At 41.7% G+C, this 14,397-nt stretch carries 11 protein-coding genes; 5 read left to right on the top strand and 6 right to left on the bottom strand.

All coding sequences use genetic code 11. The features are described from left to right. Positions 1 to 7: 7 nt before the first annotated feature. Entirely contained in the window at positions 8 to 499 is a 492-nt protein-coding gene (locus HWQ58_RS13255; protein ID WP_292862830.1) for a hypothetical protein, read from the bottom strand. Between the two features lie 424 nt (positions 500 to 923). Between HWQ58_RS13255 and HWQ58_RS13250 the strand changes: the two genes are divergently transcribed. Continuing rightward, positions 924 to 1,817, top strand: a complete 894-nt coding sequence (locus HWQ58_RS13250) for a tetratricopeptide repeat protein (RefSeq protein WP_292862827.1) — start codon at positions 924 to 926, stop codon at positions 1,815 to 1,817. Between the two features lie 221 nt (positions 1,818 to 2,038). Here HWQ58_RS13250 and HWQ58_RS13245 read toward each other — a convergent pair whose 3' ends face one another. Continuing rightward, a complete protein-coding gene (locus HWQ58_RS13245; RefSeq protein WP_069073372.1) occupies positions 2,039 to 2,437 on the bottom strand; it encodes a response regulator in 399 nt (132 codons plus the stop codon). A 285-nt stretch (positions 2,438 to 2,722) separates the two neighbouring features. On the opposite strand from HWQ58_RS13245, the gene gyrA reads away from it, so the two are divergent. Beyond that, positions 2,723 to 5,251, top strand: a complete 2,529-nt coding sequence (gyrA, locus tag HWQ58_RS13240) for a DNA gyrase subunit A (RefSeq protein ID WP_292862822.1) — start codon at positions 2,723 to 2,725, stop codon at positions 5,249 to 5,251. Positions 5,252 to 5,260: 9 nt separating this feature from the next. Beyond that, positions 5,261 to 5,725 (top strand): GNAT family N-acetyltransferase, encoded by a 465-nt coding sequence (locus tag HWQ58_RS13235; RefSeq protein WP_292862819.1) that lies wholly within the window; start codon positions 5,261 to 5,263, stop codon positions 5,723 to 5,725. Between the two features lie 7 nt (positions 5,726 to 5,732). Here HWQ58_RS13235 and HWQ58_RS13230 read toward each other — a convergent pair whose 3' ends face one another. Then, positions 5,733 to 6,605 carry a class I SAM-dependent methyltransferase gene (locus HWQ58_RS13230; protein WP_292862816.1) on the bottom strand — a complete coding sequence of 291 codons (873 nt, stop codon included), beginning with the start codon at positions 6,603 to 6,605 and terminating at the stop codon, positions 5,733 to 5,735. A 675-nt stretch (positions 6,606 to 7,280) separates the two neighbouring features. Here HWQ58_RS13230 and HWQ58_RS13225 point away from each other — a divergent pair. Further along, entirely contained in the window at positions 7,281 to 7,466 is a 186-nt protein-coding gene (locus HWQ58_RS13225; protein ID WP_104904897.1) for a chlorophyll a/b-binding protein, read from the top strand. A gap of 189 nt (positions 7,467 to 7,655) precedes the next feature. On the opposite strand, the gene rpoD is transcribed toward HWQ58_RS13225, so the two are convergent. The 3 genes from rpoD to gyrB form a co-directional block, all read right to left on the bottom strand. After that, positions 7,656 to 8,825 (bottom strand): RNA polymerase sigma factor RpoD, encoded by a 1,170-nt coding sequence (gene rpoD, locus HWQ58_RS13220; protein ID WP_069073375.1) that lies wholly within the window; start codon positions 8,823 to 8,825, stop codon positions 7,656 to 7,658. Positions 8,826 to 10,358: 1,533 nt separating this feature from the next. Beyond that, positions 10,359 to 10,988: a fasciclin domain-containing protein gene (locus HWQ58_RS13215; RefSeq protein ID WP_292862813.1), complete on the bottom strand. Its 630-nt coding sequence runs from the start codon at positions 10,986 to 10,988 to the stop codon at positions 10,359 to 10,361. A 295-nt stretch (positions 10,989 to 11,283) separates the two neighbouring features. Then, the gene (gene gyrB / locus HWQ58_RS13210) at positions 11,284 to 13,221 is read right to left on the bottom strand and encodes a DNA topoisomerase (ATP-hydrolyzing) subunit B (RefSeq protein WP_292862810.1); all 1,938 of its coding nucleotides are present in this window, start codon (positions 13,219 to 13,221) and stop codon (positions 11,284 to 11,286) included. Positions 13,222 to 13,483: 262 nt separating this feature from the next. On the opposite strand from gyrB, the gene miaA reads away from it, so the two are divergent. Next, positions 13,484 to 14,389 (top strand): tRNA (adenosine(37)-N6)-dimethylallyltransferase MiaA, encoded by a 906-nt coding sequence (gene miaA, locus HWQ58_RS13205; protein WP_292862807.1) that lies wholly within the window; start codon positions 13,484 to 13,486, stop codon positions 14,387 to 14,389. Positions 14,390 to 14,397 lie beyond the last annotated feature (8 nt).

The raw sequence follows: 14,397 nt of genomic DNA, 5'->3' as shown, positions 1-14,397 counted from the left end.
TAGTGTTTTAAAGGTTTATTTGCAGTACTAATCCACTAGGAAGTCTGAAGTAATCATCACGCACTCTCACTAATCTCCCAGCAGGAACAATTTCCTGATTGGGAAGAAGAATATCCCCGTTAGGAAGTCTGAAGTAACCTTGATCGCGCAGTCTGACTACGGATCTAGCAGGAATAATTTGCCCATTGGGATATCTGATATCACCATTACCAAGTCTGACTACCCTGCCATTAAATTGGTTGTCACGATTCCAATTATTCCGATCTCTAAGGTTTCTGACTTCTCTAGAATTGGATCTGCGATCGCGGTTCCAATTATCCCTGTCTCTAGAGTTTCTGACTTCTCTAGAATTGGATCTGCCGTCACGATCCCAATTTTGATTGCGATCGCCAACAACGTAGACTTTCGTCTGGGCACTTGCAGGTGCAGTCAAGAGAGTAGGAACAATTATCAGGGCAGCAGCAGCTAAGACTATCGATATACGGTTTGGTTTCAACATGGAATTGACTCCTTATTTGTATTAAAGTTCTATTTTGCTGAAGTTTGAATTCAGCAATCTTTAGACAGTTGTTTTTGTTTTGGCATTAAGGTGTTTAATATTTACCTCGTCGTATAAATTCATACATAATAATTATTGATCAAAAAGTTGAAACCGATGTATGACGAAAGTCACTAGTAATTCCAGGCTGATGTATGACCAAAGTCATCAGTTTTTTAATGAGCATTGGGCATGAAGAAGAGACAAAGGAGATAAGGGAAGATTTATTCAATAATTCCCCCTCATCTCCCTTATTCCCCTCATCTCCCCCTGCTCCCCCTGCCCCTGCCTCCTGCCTTTCTTTGTAAGATTTTGCTGCCGTCAAGAGCGCAGATCGTTTAAGCTAGCTGAAAGATTCTTTGATTAGTGGCTTAAAGGCGGTAGTGTGCCTAAACATGTTCATTTGATTTCTCTTTTAATGGTCTGTAGTTTATGGAGTATGCCAAAAGCCGCTAACGCGCAGGCATTAATACCCCATACGCTGCAACTAGATGCGACAAAGTTAGAAAAGCAAGGGTTGAGCTTGGCACAAGAGGCAGCTCAACTAGCTCAGTTTCAACAGGTTGAATTAGCTTTGCCACGAGCGCGGCTGGCAAGTCAACTGGCTCCTGGGAATGATAAAGTGTGGTTGCTGTTAGGTGGATTGCAACTGCAATCCAAAGAGTTTGATGGGGCGATCGCTAGTCTGAAAAAAGCGCAATCTCTCAACCCCAAAAATGGTGATATTTTGTTTGCTTTGGGTTCAGCGAATTTTCAGCAGAAAAATTACCAGGCTGCTGTTGTCAATTATCAAGATGGTTTGAAATTAAAACCCAACGATCCAGAGGGGTTATTTGATTTGGGTAATGCTTATTATTTGCTGGGTAAATTGCCAGATGCGATCGCACAGTACGATAAAGCTGTCTCTCAAGATAAAAAATTCTGGCCGGCGCTCAACAACATTGGCTTAATCAACTACGAACAGGGTAATATCCCTGAAGCAATTAAGCGATGGCAATCTGCTGTAACCCTTGAGAAACAAGCGGCAGAACCTTTATTGGCCTTAGCCGTGGCACTCTATACTAAAGGCGATCGCCAACAAGGACTAACCTTGGGAGAAGCTGCACTCCGTATCGATTCGCGCTATGCTAATTTGAATTTCCTCAAAGAAAATCTCTGGGGCGATCGTCTACTGTCTGATACGAAAAAATTCCTAGAATTACCCCGTATTCAAGCAGCTATACAGCAACGAGAAAACTCATCATCAGCGCCTACGCCTAGAAAACAGCCTACTCAATAGGCAGTGCTGAGTAAAGAGTTTGGAGTTAGAAGTTTGGAATTAACAGTTAAATATTTGAACTCGTAAATTCATAACTCCTCACTCCTCACTCAGCACTCCTCCTTACCACTTGCCTAACAGTACCTTTTCGTAGTACATCTATACTAGATAAATACAGGAATTAGTTGCCCAAAAACATTGGCGGGCAAGTATTCCTGAAATTAAGTCGTTAATTCTCAGTGTTAGTCTGTGGGTAGAAGTGCAATGATTTGGTCAACGAACTGTTGATGGTCAACAACTGGCTTAGAAATGTAGCCATCAGCACCGCTTTGCTTGAGAAAGTTCTCGCGATCGCCTTCCATAGCATGTGCTGTCACCAGAATCACAGGTAAATTTGCTGTTTTTGGATCGGATTTTAACATTTGTGTAATCTTGATTCCATCAACAGACTTGCCTTGGTAAACACTTCTGGAGAGAGAAACATCCATCAAAATCAGGTCGGCTTCTCCTGATTGGGCAATTTTTATGACTTCTTCGACATTTTCAGTGTGTTTCACACCCAAGCCACCACGCTTGGACAAAATTTTGGAAAAAACACGAGCATTAATTAGATCGTCTTCGACAATTAAAACAGTTTTCATGAGAATTTTAGTTATAGAGGTGAGGAGATTCAAGAATTCCAGAATACAAAATTAAGAAATGCAATCATGGTAAGTATCATGGCTACTCAAGTTTATGTAGATTATACTCGTGTGCATCCTTTTTAATAGTCAATGTGCATCTTCGTCATCAAGGATGATACTACTGCTTTTTCTTCTGTGACTATCAAAATTTTGTTATGAATCTCATTTCATCCGTTATGCTGTGGTTGCCGCAGTGTTGAGTTGCATCGGCTTTTGTGTAGTTAAACTTCAGGGAAAAAACTCATGGCAAAACAGTTAAACCTTCTCTCAACGGGACAGGTAATTCCAACAGCCCTGCACACCGAGATGCAACGGTCTTATCTAGAATATGCCATGAGCGTGATTGTCGGGCGAGCGCTACCAGACGTGCGTGATGGCTTAAAACCAGTGCATCGGCGCATTTTGTATGCAATGCACGAACTTGGTTTAGTACCAGATAGACCTTATCGAAAATGTGCCCGTGTAGTGGGTGATGTGTTGGGTAAATACCATCCTCACGGCGATCAATCAGTTTACGATGCTTTAGTCAGGCTGGTGCAGGATTTTTCTAGCCGCTATCCCTTGCTGGCAGGACATGGTAACTTTGGCAGCGTCGATAATGACCCGCCAGCAGCAATGCGTTACACAGAAACGCGCCTCGCACCCATCAGCCATGAAGGAATGCTGACAGAAATTGGTGAAGAAACTGTGGAATTTGTCGGGAACTTTGATAATTCCCAGCAAGAACCAACAGTGTTACCTGCTCAGTTGCCGTTTCTGCTACTTAATGGTTGTTCTGGTATTGCCGTAGGAATGGCGACAAATGTACCACCTCACAATTTGGGGGAAGTTATCGATGGGTTAATTGCTTTAATCGACAACCCAGATTTGCCAGATGAAAAATTATTTGAGCTAATTCCAGGGCCAGATTTTCCCACTGGTGGGGAAATAGTTGGTGAAGCGGGAATTCGGGAAGCATATACCACAGGTAAAGGTGGAATTTTGCTCCGGGGAGTCGCGACTCTAGAGGAAATTCCAGCCGCTAGGGGAAGCAAGCGCCGGACGGCAATTATCATTACAGAATTGCCTTATCAAGTGAATAAAGCTGCCTGGATCGAGAAGGTAGCGGACTTAGTAAATCAAGGACGCTTGCAGGGAATTTCCGATCTTCGGGATGAAAGCGATCGCGAAGGGATGCGGGTGGTAATTGAACTCAAACGCGATACCAATCCCCAAGAAGTTCTCCAGAATTTATATCACCAAACTGCTTTACAAATGACTTTTGGGGCGATTCTCCTGGCAATAGTCGATGGACAACCTCGCCAGTTAAGTTTGCGTCAACTGTTGCAGGAGTTTTTGAGATTCCGAGAAGAGACGCTGAACCGTCGCTACAATTACGAGTTGGGTAAGGCCCAAAGTCGCGTGCATTTGGTAGAAGGTTTGCTGAAAGCGCTGTCTAATTTGGATGAGGTAATTAGAATTTTGCGCCAAGCTCCCGATGGGAGTACGGCAAAAATTAATCTTTGTAGTCAACTGGATTTGACTGAGGTACAAGGAGATGCAATTCTAGCTATGCCGTTGCGTCGCCTCACTAGTTTAGAACAGCAAAATTTGCAGCAGGAATTTGAGCAGATAAACGAACAAATTAGATTGTTGGAGCTATTACTGAGCGATCGCCGTGAATTATTGAAGGCGCTGAAAAAAGATTTGCGATCGCTCAAGCGCAAGTACAACGATCCCCGGCGAACGAAAATCAAAGAGGAGCAGAAGTCTAGGGCAGAGGAGCAAAAGTCTAGGGCAGAGGGGCACAGAAGCAGAGGGGCAGAGAAGGAAGAACTTAAATCTTCTGAACCAGTAGAGGAAGCGATTTTAGAATTTACCCAACGGGGTTATGTCCGCCGCACGCAGCCATCTGGGAGAAAGTCAAAAGCTGAAAATGGTCTGCACGATAATGACTTCATTATCCAAACTGTTTTAACTGACACAGAAAAAGACTTGCTAATACTAACTGGTGGCGGCAAAGTCTATCCGGTGAATGTGGGAGAAATTCCGCCAACTACTGGGCGTTCTCCACGGGGAAAACCTTTAATCACTATGCTCAGTAGTACTGCTCAAGGCACTCAAGAAGCTGTGGTCAGCCGCTTTTTGCTGCCGGAAAATCTTGAAACTAGGCAGATGATTCTTTTAACAAAACAGGGAAGAATTAAGCGTCTGTCTCTGGAAGAATTCACTAACCTGACTCGGCGCGGCATCACGATTTTGAAGCTCAAAGACGATGATGAATTGTCATTTACCCAGTTCATCGCTCCAGGGGAGCATCTGATTTTAGCTAGTTCCGGTGGGCGAATGTTGCGCTTTGCAGTTAATGATGAACAATTGCCGGTCATGGGACGCACAGCAATGGGTTTACAAGCATTTCGACTATTGAGAAATCAGCAAATGGTTGGCTGTGTCACTGTCGGTAAAGATGACCAATTACTGCTAGTTACTCAAGAAGGATATGCCAAGCGGATGGCTGCGAGTCAGTTAAGAGCGGCTAATCGCGGCGATTTAGGCACGCAAGCACTGAAATTTGCTAGCAAAACTGACAACTTAGCTGGTATGGTGATGGCGATGCCTTCGGCGGGCTACGCCAACGCATCTGGCGAAGTGGCTTTAGTAACGAATAAAGAGCGGGTGGTGCGGATACCTGTGGAAACAGTGCCGATTTTAGGTAGAGATGTCAAAGGTGAAAGCATCCTCCAACTCAACCGCGATGAAAAAATCATCACCGTCGCCGAAGTGCGATCGTAAATCAAGGTGATGTTCAACTTGCGACAAGCCAACTTGCAGGATTTAGAGGCGCTAATCCAACTGCGTCTCGAACTCCTGCGGGAGGCTGGCGAGATTAAAGGTAATTCTGACATCGCAAATTTAGCAGAAGCGACTCGAAAATATCTTGGCGAAAAAATGCCGTCGGGTGAGTTTTTAGCTTGGGTAGCTGAAGTGGATAGTCAAATTGTTGCCACTAGCGGCTTGGTATTTTTTCAACGACCCCCTTACAACGGTAATCTCTCAGGCTTAGAAGCCTACATTCTGAACGTTTATACAATTCCGATGTGGCGAGGTCAGGGAATTGCAACAGCATTATTAAAGCAAATTATTAGCTCTGTGAGAGCAACTGAGGCAAAACGCCTCTGGCTTCACACCACTGAGGATGGTAAACGTATCTACGAGAAGCTTGGTTTTGTCTCGACTTCAAAAGAAATGGAAATTTTTTGGCACTAAGGAAAAATCAAGCAGCATCTAGAGTAAGCACAAAGACAGATTGAGCAGCAAGCATTCTCCTTGCCGCTTCTGGATCAATACCCAAAATTTCTAAGCAGCTTAACTCGTCTATTACGTTCAACATACTATGTTCTGTCACACGAAAACCTTGTTTATAAACAAACTGCCGTGCTTGATCGAGTGTGCCAAAATTATTATTTACTAAAGACCTGCCTGTGAGGTTAGTAACTGTTTGTAATAGCTTTTGTAAATCTGAGTCATCTTGTTGCGATCGCACTAAACTAGCTGTGTCAATGAAATCAGGAGTAATCCAAACACCACCATAAGAGTGAAGAATCTTGCGGACATTGGCACACACAAGTTGTTTTTCTAACAAAGTCAGATGTGTCAGCAATCCTTCACACAAAATCATGACTGGTTGTCCAGCTTTGAGTAGAGGAGTACTCTTCCAAAACTCACTGGGACGCTTAATAGCATCAATTTCTATAAAATGCAGGTTAGGACGTTCCCGAACAAGTTGCTGAATTAGTTGCTGTTTACAACTAATCATCTTAGGCAAGTCACTTTCAATAAAGACGATATTCGGATTGCTAGACATGAAAAGCCCACGCGGCAACAAACCAGATGCTAGTTCTAGAATTTGTGTTATTTGATATTGAGCTATTACCTGGTTGATGGCTTTATAACGAGCTTCTATACGTGCGGTAAGTAAAAAACTTTTATCTTGATTTTGTGGTTGAGATAACTTTACCAACCCTTGCATCTCTAATAATTGTGCCAACTCCCTAGCATAAGGAATATCTGTGAACTGTCTAGCTAGACTAACCATGAAGGCGGTAAGGATAATTTTGTCAAAGTCATTAGTTTGCTGTTTGTTCATAAGTTTTTTCGATCTATTATCAAACAGTTTAAGTATCAATTTATCAAATGTAAATTGTCCAAACTTATAAATTATTTTTATTTTTAATAACTCTAACTTAACTATCTGGATGAGAAAGCTAAATTAATAATTTTAGTGAGTGCGTAGACATTAAACAGTCTTAATCACTTAACTCTTCACCCACAAGACTGGTAAACAAGGTACTTTCAACCTTGAAGTGTAAGCATTTTGTACTCTAGATTCCTAGATTAATACTAAAAAATACTAATTAACTCATAACTAATACACATCTATCTGTAATTTAAATTCTTGTTTTTCAACGAGTGTAGCTTGAAAAAACTACTTACATGATAAAATAATTGCAAATTACTCTCAATAACTTAAGATGCTCTCCTAAAAGTCTTGAGTAGTTCAGGACTTACGTACAAGCAACGAAAAATCGAACCGCATTTGCGCAGCGTCTCGTTAGAGAAGGACACGGAGGAATAAGAGTTTAAGGGGTTTTTGCGTAAGTCCTATATATCCAAAGATAGATGTTTTAGCTCTTATTAATTCCTATTTTTTATGTCAAGGTATGGAAACAAAAATATAAAAAATGTTGCCTTTATGAAAATATTTGTTATATTAGTTTACATAAGGCAATAAACCTTAAAAATTAAGTTTGGAGTCCTAACCATGACAAATGCAAGCACAACAAAAGTCACTACTCCCGTAATTGAAGATCGTAACGCTTGGCGTTGGGGCTTTACCCCACAAGCAGAAATTTGGAACGGTCGCTTGGCAATGATTGGCTTTTTAGCAGCCGTTTTGGTTGAGCTTTTTTCTGGTCAAGGCTTTCTACATTTTTGGGGCATCCTATAAGTGTTTAATATTTAAGATAACCTATAAATAAAAAAACCTGGAGTGTTAATTCACTACCAGGTTTTTTATTTGTTTTGTCATTTGTCATTTGTTTATTCACTAATGACCCTCCGGGTTCGCCAGTTACTCATGGGGGAAACCCCCAAGACCGCACTGGCTCACCAATGACTAATGACTATTGACTAATTACTACCGAATATACTCTTTGAGAACGCTGTTACGATTTGGGTGGCGTAACTTGCGGAGTGCCTTCGCCTCAATTTGACGAATTCGTTCGCGGGTGACGTTGAAAATCTGTCCGATTTCCTCAAGGGTTTTCATCCGACCATCATCCAAGCCGTAACGCAGTCTGAGAACATCGCGTTCGCGTGGGCTGAGACTGTCGAGGACTTTTTCAAGGTCTTCGCGCAGAAGATTTTTGGAAACTTGGTCTTCTGGTGTCTCACCATCGGATTCAATAAAATCGCCCAATCGAGAATCTTCTTCTTTACCAATTGGCGTTTCTAGTGAAATAGGTAACTGGGCGGATTTAGCAATGAATCGCAACTTCTCAATGGTCATTTCCATGCGAGTAGCGATTTCTTCTTCAGTGGGTTTGCGACCCATTTCTTGAGATAGTAACTTGGTAGTTTTCTTAATCCGAGAAATGGTTTCGTAAAGGTGAACTGGAAGACGAATTGTGCGGGATTGATCTGCGATCGCGCGGGTAATTGCTTGACGAATCCACCATGTAGCATAAGTAGAAAACTTATAACCTTTTTCGTGGTCAAACTTTTCAGCGGCACGAATCAAACCGAGACTGCCTTCCTGAATTAAGTCTTGGAACGACAAACCACGATTCATGTACTTCTTAGCAATTGAAACTACAAGACGCAGGTTAGATTGCACCATCTTGTCTTTCGCCCTGCGACCAACATGGAGGCGATAACGAAAGGCTGGTAGTGGCAGTTGTACTGCTTCTGCCCATTCACTATCTCGAGGATCGCGATCTAATTGCTCACAGAGTCTTTCGCGTACCCTCTCTAATTCCAGCAAATCGGCTATCTTCCGCGCCAATTCAATTTCTTCGTCTGCCCGCAACAGACGAATTCTACCAATTTCTTGCAAGTAAAGCCGAATTGAATCTTCGGTATAGTGCTTTTTCTTGCTTTGTGTCCGACGACGCGATTTAGCGGCTTTTCCAGACTTTGCGTCGTCCTCATCAGACTGAGGCTCTAAAAATTCCTCGTCACCTTCATCGATGATCAGCAAGTCCTCTTCATCGTCTATTAAGAGTTCTTCTAACTCGAGCTCAGGCTGATTAATTATTTCTAGGTCAGGCTGATATATGCTTTCGAGTACGTTGTTAGCCTGGTTCATGCCGCGTTCCTCATGCTCCTTGCAGAATCAATTACTCAAGATGTGTTTAGCGCTCTTTTAAACGAGCCAATTGCCAACCGAAAATAAGCTTTTTGGCAGATTTGCCAGAGATATTTTCGGACGTTTTACACCTCCGGTAGGAGGGTTTTTACTTTAGTTTAAGCAAATACTAAAGGTGACTTGCTCACTTTAGTAAATGTTATATGTGTTACTATCACATATTGCTTTCAACTAACTGATCAAAAAAAATACTTGCCTTTATCAAAAAAATTGCCACTCTATACAAATGAGTTCATACTGTTGGCAAATTTTCGTATAAAGACTCTTCCGATTGTAGCCTGTTTCACAGAAATTGCACTCTTTTTGTGTATTAATCATGAATTCATTAAGCAACTGTTAGCTATTTTCACCAAAAAGACATTGAAAACGGGATTTATACCCGGAAATTTTTTCTCCACTTTTCGGAATTGCAGTGACGCTCTTATTACATTACGAAGTAAGTACGCTTGCTTCTGCCGAATTTCATGTATTTTACACAACATTAATTACTGAGAAAGAGTGCATTTTATGTTAACTCAGACTATTCGTCTTAACCTACTCATTTTTACATTTCCTTCATAAATTAAGCATCCCTTAGACTAAAACGGGTATTGTCCTTGGGTAAATACAACAACGGTGGTGGTACTTGCCTGAAAGCAGTTAACCTTCTGCGTACTAACTACCTTAACTGAGGAGTTGAGGCGGTGGCAGATCGATCCGATTGGAGATCGATTTAGGTTTACTAATTCGGTCTTATTCACACGTTAGCGCACTGTGGCGATTTCAGCCCTATGAAACTTGACAAACTTTTTTTATTGTATACAAGGATATTTTAATCAATTCAAAAACAATTTGTCCTGCGAACTTGCCAATATCGTCTTATCTTGGGCAAAAGTACATTAGATACATACGATACAATAGTGATCGCCACGACACTATATGAAGATATTAACAAGTTTTCAGCCTTCTGGCGTGTACTTACAACAGCTATTACCTCGAACATAGAGAACCCAGCAAATTACCTGATGATTTGGTTACAAAACTTTTTTGCGTAAATTAATGGTAAATTTCAATACTTTTATTTCGGTAAGTTTCTGTCATCTTAAGATCAGAAATCCTCAAAATACTTATTAATTGCTGTTTGATAGATGATATTTAGTTATTTTCTTAAAGCATAACAAATGTGTTTTTCGCTGGTAGTCCAAATTAATCAACGAGTCAGAGCAAAGAGTATTATCTGGACTAATTTTCCAATAAAGTTAGTAGTTGTGTTAACAATCGAGCATTGATTGTTTGGAAAGTATTGACAATAAGCAAATTATATGGTTCCCTATAACCGATAAATTGGGAATATTTGTAGTTTTTGTAGTGCCAAATCATCACTTGTGTGACAAGTGAATCTAAATTTTTAATTAATTGTTAGCAATTAGTTCAAAGTCATGGTGGCTTTCAAAACTACCCCTATGAAAACTGGAGACTATGAACTTTGCTGAACTACCGTGGTGTTGGGGTAGTGTTTAGACTTGCAGGCAAATTAGGTGGGAGAAGTATCTGGTCAACTACATGAACGATGCCATTGCTAGCTGGGATATCTGGCTGAGTCACCTTAGCGTTGTTAACTGTGATTGAGTTACTGGCACGATCAACTGTGATTTTAACGGGACTACCCTCAATTGTTTTAACTTCTCCAGATGTCAATTGCTGGGAGGTAATTCCCCCAGGTATAACGTGGTAGGACAGAAGCTTGACTAATTGTTGTTTGTTTGCTGGCTGTAAGAGTTGGTCTAGAGTAGCTTTTGGTAAAGCAGAGAACGCGGCGTCAGTAGGTGCAAATATTGTGTAAGGGCCTGGTGTAGCCAATTGTTCAGTTAAGCCAGCAGCTTGCACTGCTTGAATGAGAGTTTTAAATTGTCCTTGACTAGCTGCTGACTTTGCCAATTCGGCTAAATTTTGGGTGGCAATAGTTGCAGTAGGAGTTGGCGTGACGAGCGGGACAGTTGTTGGAGAGACAGTTACTGTAGGGGCTTCTGCGACAGGTTGAGCGCAGGCAGACAGAGCAACTAAGCTACCTATGCCAATAATATTGAACAATGCTTTTCCTAGTATGCCTTTGCTCGCTTTCATAGCTTTGTGTAGAATCCAGGTGAATAGGGAATTATTAACAATAGTTTATGAATTTATGGATATAGTCACTCATCTAACGACATACTTTGTAGTAAAAAAATATGAATCTAAAACTTTTATAAAATACATAATTTGTCATCAACCAAAAGAGGTAGTTTTTATAAGATTTTGGATATAAAGTCTTTACCAAAATCTGTTGCAGTAATGTTAAGCAATGCTTGAAAGCTAAAGATCCCCGATTTATTTAAGAAATCGGGGATCTTATTTTTTACGAATGATTTAAGACTGCTGGTATTTAGATATCTAGGTCAGTGAAGTTGAGTTTAGAGCCATAGGTTTCGATAAATTCTCGTCTGGGTGCGACGCGATCGCCCATTAAAATTGTGAAGATGCGATCGGCTTCGGCGGCATCCTCAATTTCGACTTGCTTCATTTTACGGGTTTCTGGGTTCATGGTGGTGTCCCAGAGTTGTTGTGGCATCATTTCACCCAAACCTTTGAAGCGTTGGATGGTATAGTTGGCGTTAGCCGGAAATTTGGCGATTGTTTGATCTTTTTCGCGATCGCTATAGCAATACTCATGATTACGTCCCCGTTCTACTTTATACAGTGGGGGACAAGCAATATAAATAAAACCTTGTTCAATGAGCGATCGCTGATATCGATAGAAGAATGTTAACAACAAAGTACGGATGTGCGCTCCATCTACGTCAGCATCCGTCATAATGACTATGCGGTGATAACGCAGTTGGGTGGAATCGAATTCATCACCTTTAACACCTAAACCAAGTGCTGTAATTAACGATTGAACTTCGTTATTTTTATAGATTTTAGCGTCGTCAGTTTTTTCAATGTTAAGAATTTTACCACGTAGAGGCAAGATTGCTTGAGTGCGGCGATCGCGTCCTTGTTTTGCACTTCCACCTGCTGAGTCCCCTTCCACGATGAATATCTCAGATTCGCTGGGGTCACGAGAACTACAATCGGCCAATTTACCAGGTAATGGCGAAGATTCTAGTACGGATTTGCGCCGAACTAATTCCCGTGCATGACGCGCGGCTTCTGCGGCTTTGAAAGCTTGGATAGCTTTATCTAAAATTGCATCAGCAATGCTGGGATGAAATTCTAGATACTCGGTAAGGACTTCTCCTACCAAAGAATCGACAATTCCCCGTACTTCAGTGTTACCGAGTTTGGTTTTGGTTTGTCCTTCAAATTCTGGATCGGGGACCTTAACGGAAATTACCGCAGTCAAACCTTCGCGGACGTGTTCGCCACTGAGGTTAGGTTCATTCTCTTTAATTTTATTGCGTTTGCGGGCGATCGCATTTAATGTCCGCGTCAGAACCGCCTTCAAGCCTTCTAAGTGCGTACCACCATCCACCGTACGAATATTGTTAGCAAAACCTAGCACATTATCCGTGTAAGCATCAGTACACCACTGTAAAGAGACTTCCACTTGTACATTGTTCCGTTCTCCCTGCACATAGATAATTTCTTCATGCAGCGGTTGCTTCTCACGGTTCATGTACGCAATGTACTCTTTGATCCCACCCTTGTACTCGTAGGTTTCTACCTTAGCTGTATCGCTTTTTAGTAGTTCTAAACGGTGGTCAGTAAAAGTAATTTTGACACCTGCATTCAGATACGCCAATTCTCGTAGGCGACCTGATAAAGTGATGTAATCAAACTCAATGCTAGTAGTGAATATTTGAGTATCTGGCTTAAAAGTAACAGAAGTTCCAGTTCTAGCTTCTTTATAAGGCTTGACTTGCAGATCGCTAACTGGGATACCGCGTTCGTAGCGTTGAAGATGAACCTTTTTATCTCGCCAAACCGTAACTTCTACAACCTCAGATAGGGCATTAACAACAGAAATACCAACCCCGTGCAATCCTCCAGAAACTTTGTAGCCACCGCCGCCAAACTTACCACCGGCGTGCAGTACCGTCATTACGGTTTCCAAAGCCGATTTTCCAGTGCGCGAGTGAGTATCGACGGGAATACCACGACCATCATCTGTTACAGTCACGGAACCATCAGCGTTGATATCCACTTCTATATGAGTGCAATGACCCGCCAAAGCCTCATCAATTGAATTGTCCACCACCTCGTAAACTAAATGGTGGAGTCCTCGCGGCCCAGTGGTACCGATGTACATTCCTGGTCTTTTGCGGACGGCTTCCAGACCTTCCAGAACTTGAATCTGATCGGCACTGTAACTGCTCGTCATGTAAACTCTCCTGATGCGTGGGGTTGAAATCGCCGAAAGGCAAATAAAAGTAAAAACACTCCAAGATTGTAACACAAAAGCCTTGCTGGCGTCTGTAGGGCATTTTCAAGAGAAGTTTATACTGGGGTTGCAGTACCGTGCAAGAGGGGCAGAGGAGCGGAGGGGGCAGGGGGAGCAGGGGGAGAAGAACTATTAATTATTGTCTAATGCCCGATGCTCAATGCCCAATGCCCCATAACAAATGACAAATGACAAATGACAAATGACTAAATTAATTGTGATTTGTGGGGCGACGGCAACGGGTAAATCGGGTTTGGCTTTGGCTTTGGCAAGGCGGTTGAGTTCTGTAATTCTTAGTGCTGATTCTCGTCAAGTTTACCGTGAGTTTGATGTTGGGACGGCGAAACCAACTGTGGCTGAACAAAAATTGGTGCGGCACTATTTAATAGATATCTGCGAGCCAACAGACATGATGACAGTAGCAGATTATCAGGAGCAAACACAAGCCTTAATTGCTTCTGTTGGTGTTACACCGCTTTTTCTAGTTGGTGGTACTGGTTTATACATTCGTTCGATTATCCAAGGTATGAAAATTCCGAAAGTTGCACCGCAAACAGAATTGCGATCGCAGCTTGAATCTTTAGGTCAACCACAACTCTACGCGATTTTACAACAAGTTGATCCAGTTGCCGCACAAAAGATTCATGGCAACGATTACGTAAGAACTTTACGAGCATTAGAGGTATTTTATGTAACTGGATATCCAATTTCAGAACAGCAAGGGGAGAATCCACCAAATTATCCGATTTTGCAAATTGGTTTAGATTGCGATGTTGAAAAGTTGGGTACTCGAATTAAACAACGTACTGAGCAAATGATCGCAAATGGTTTGGTTCCTGAGGTGGAGTATCTTTGTCAAAAATATGGCGCTGATTTGTCTTTGTTGAATACTTTGGGATATCAAGAAATTAAGCAATATTTGGTTGGGGATATTTCCTTAGATGAAGCGAAAAAATTAATAATTTTGCATACACGACAATTTGCCAAGCGACAACGCACTTGGTTTCGAGCATATCCGCAAATTGAATGGTTTGATGCGAATGATCCTGATTTATTAGAGAAAGTTTGGCTGCGTATAAATGAGTTTATCAGTTGCACGAGTTCGTGAGATTTTTT

Origin of the sequence: Nostoc sp. LPT, assembly GCF_017115165.1 — a bacterium.
Taxonomy (GTDB): domain Bacteria; phylum Cyanobacteriota; class Cyanobacteriia; order Cyanobacteriales; family Nostocaceae; genus Nostoc.
This window is presented reverse-complemented; position numbering and strand designations above follow the sequence as displayed.

Coding starts and splice junctions, on each gene's coding strand:
- HWQ58_RS13255 (WP_292862830.1), bottom strand. CDS start 499: ATGTTGAAACCAAACCGTATATCGATAGTCTTAGCTGCTGCTGCCCTG.
- HWQ58_RS13245 (WP_069073372.1), bottom strand. CDS start 2,437: ATGAAAACTGTTTTAATTGTCGAAGACGATCTAATTAATGCTCGTGTT.
- gyrA (WP_292862822.1), top strand. CDS start 2,723: ATGGCAAAACAGTTAAACCTTCTCTCAACGGGACAGGTAATTCCAACA.
- rpoD (WP_069073375.1), bottom strand. CDS start 8,825: ATGAACCAGGCTAACAACGTACTCGAAAGCATATATCAGCCTGACCTA.
- HWQ58_RS13235 (WP_292862819.1), top strand. CDS start 5,261: ATGTTCAACTTGCGACAAGCCAACTTGCAGGATTTAGAGGCGCTAATC.
- HWQ58_RS13215 (WP_292862813.1), bottom strand. CDS start 10,988: ATGAAAGCGAGCAAAGGCATACTAGGAAAAGCATTGTTCAATATTATT.
- miaA (WP_292862807.1), top strand. CDS start 13,484: ATGACTAAATTAATTGTGATTTGTGGGGCGACGGCAACGGGTAAATCG.
- HWQ58_RS13225 (WP_104904897.1), top strand. CDS start 7,281: ATGACAAATGCAAGCACAACAAAAGTCACTACTCCCGTAATTGAAGAT.
- gyrB (WP_292862810.1), bottom strand. CDS start 13,221: ATGACGAGCAGTTACAGTGCCGATCAGATTCAAGTTCTGGAAGGTCTG.
- HWQ58_RS13230 (WP_292862816.1), bottom strand. CDS start 6,605: ATGAACAAACAGCAAACTAATGACTTTGACAAAATTATCCTTACCGCC.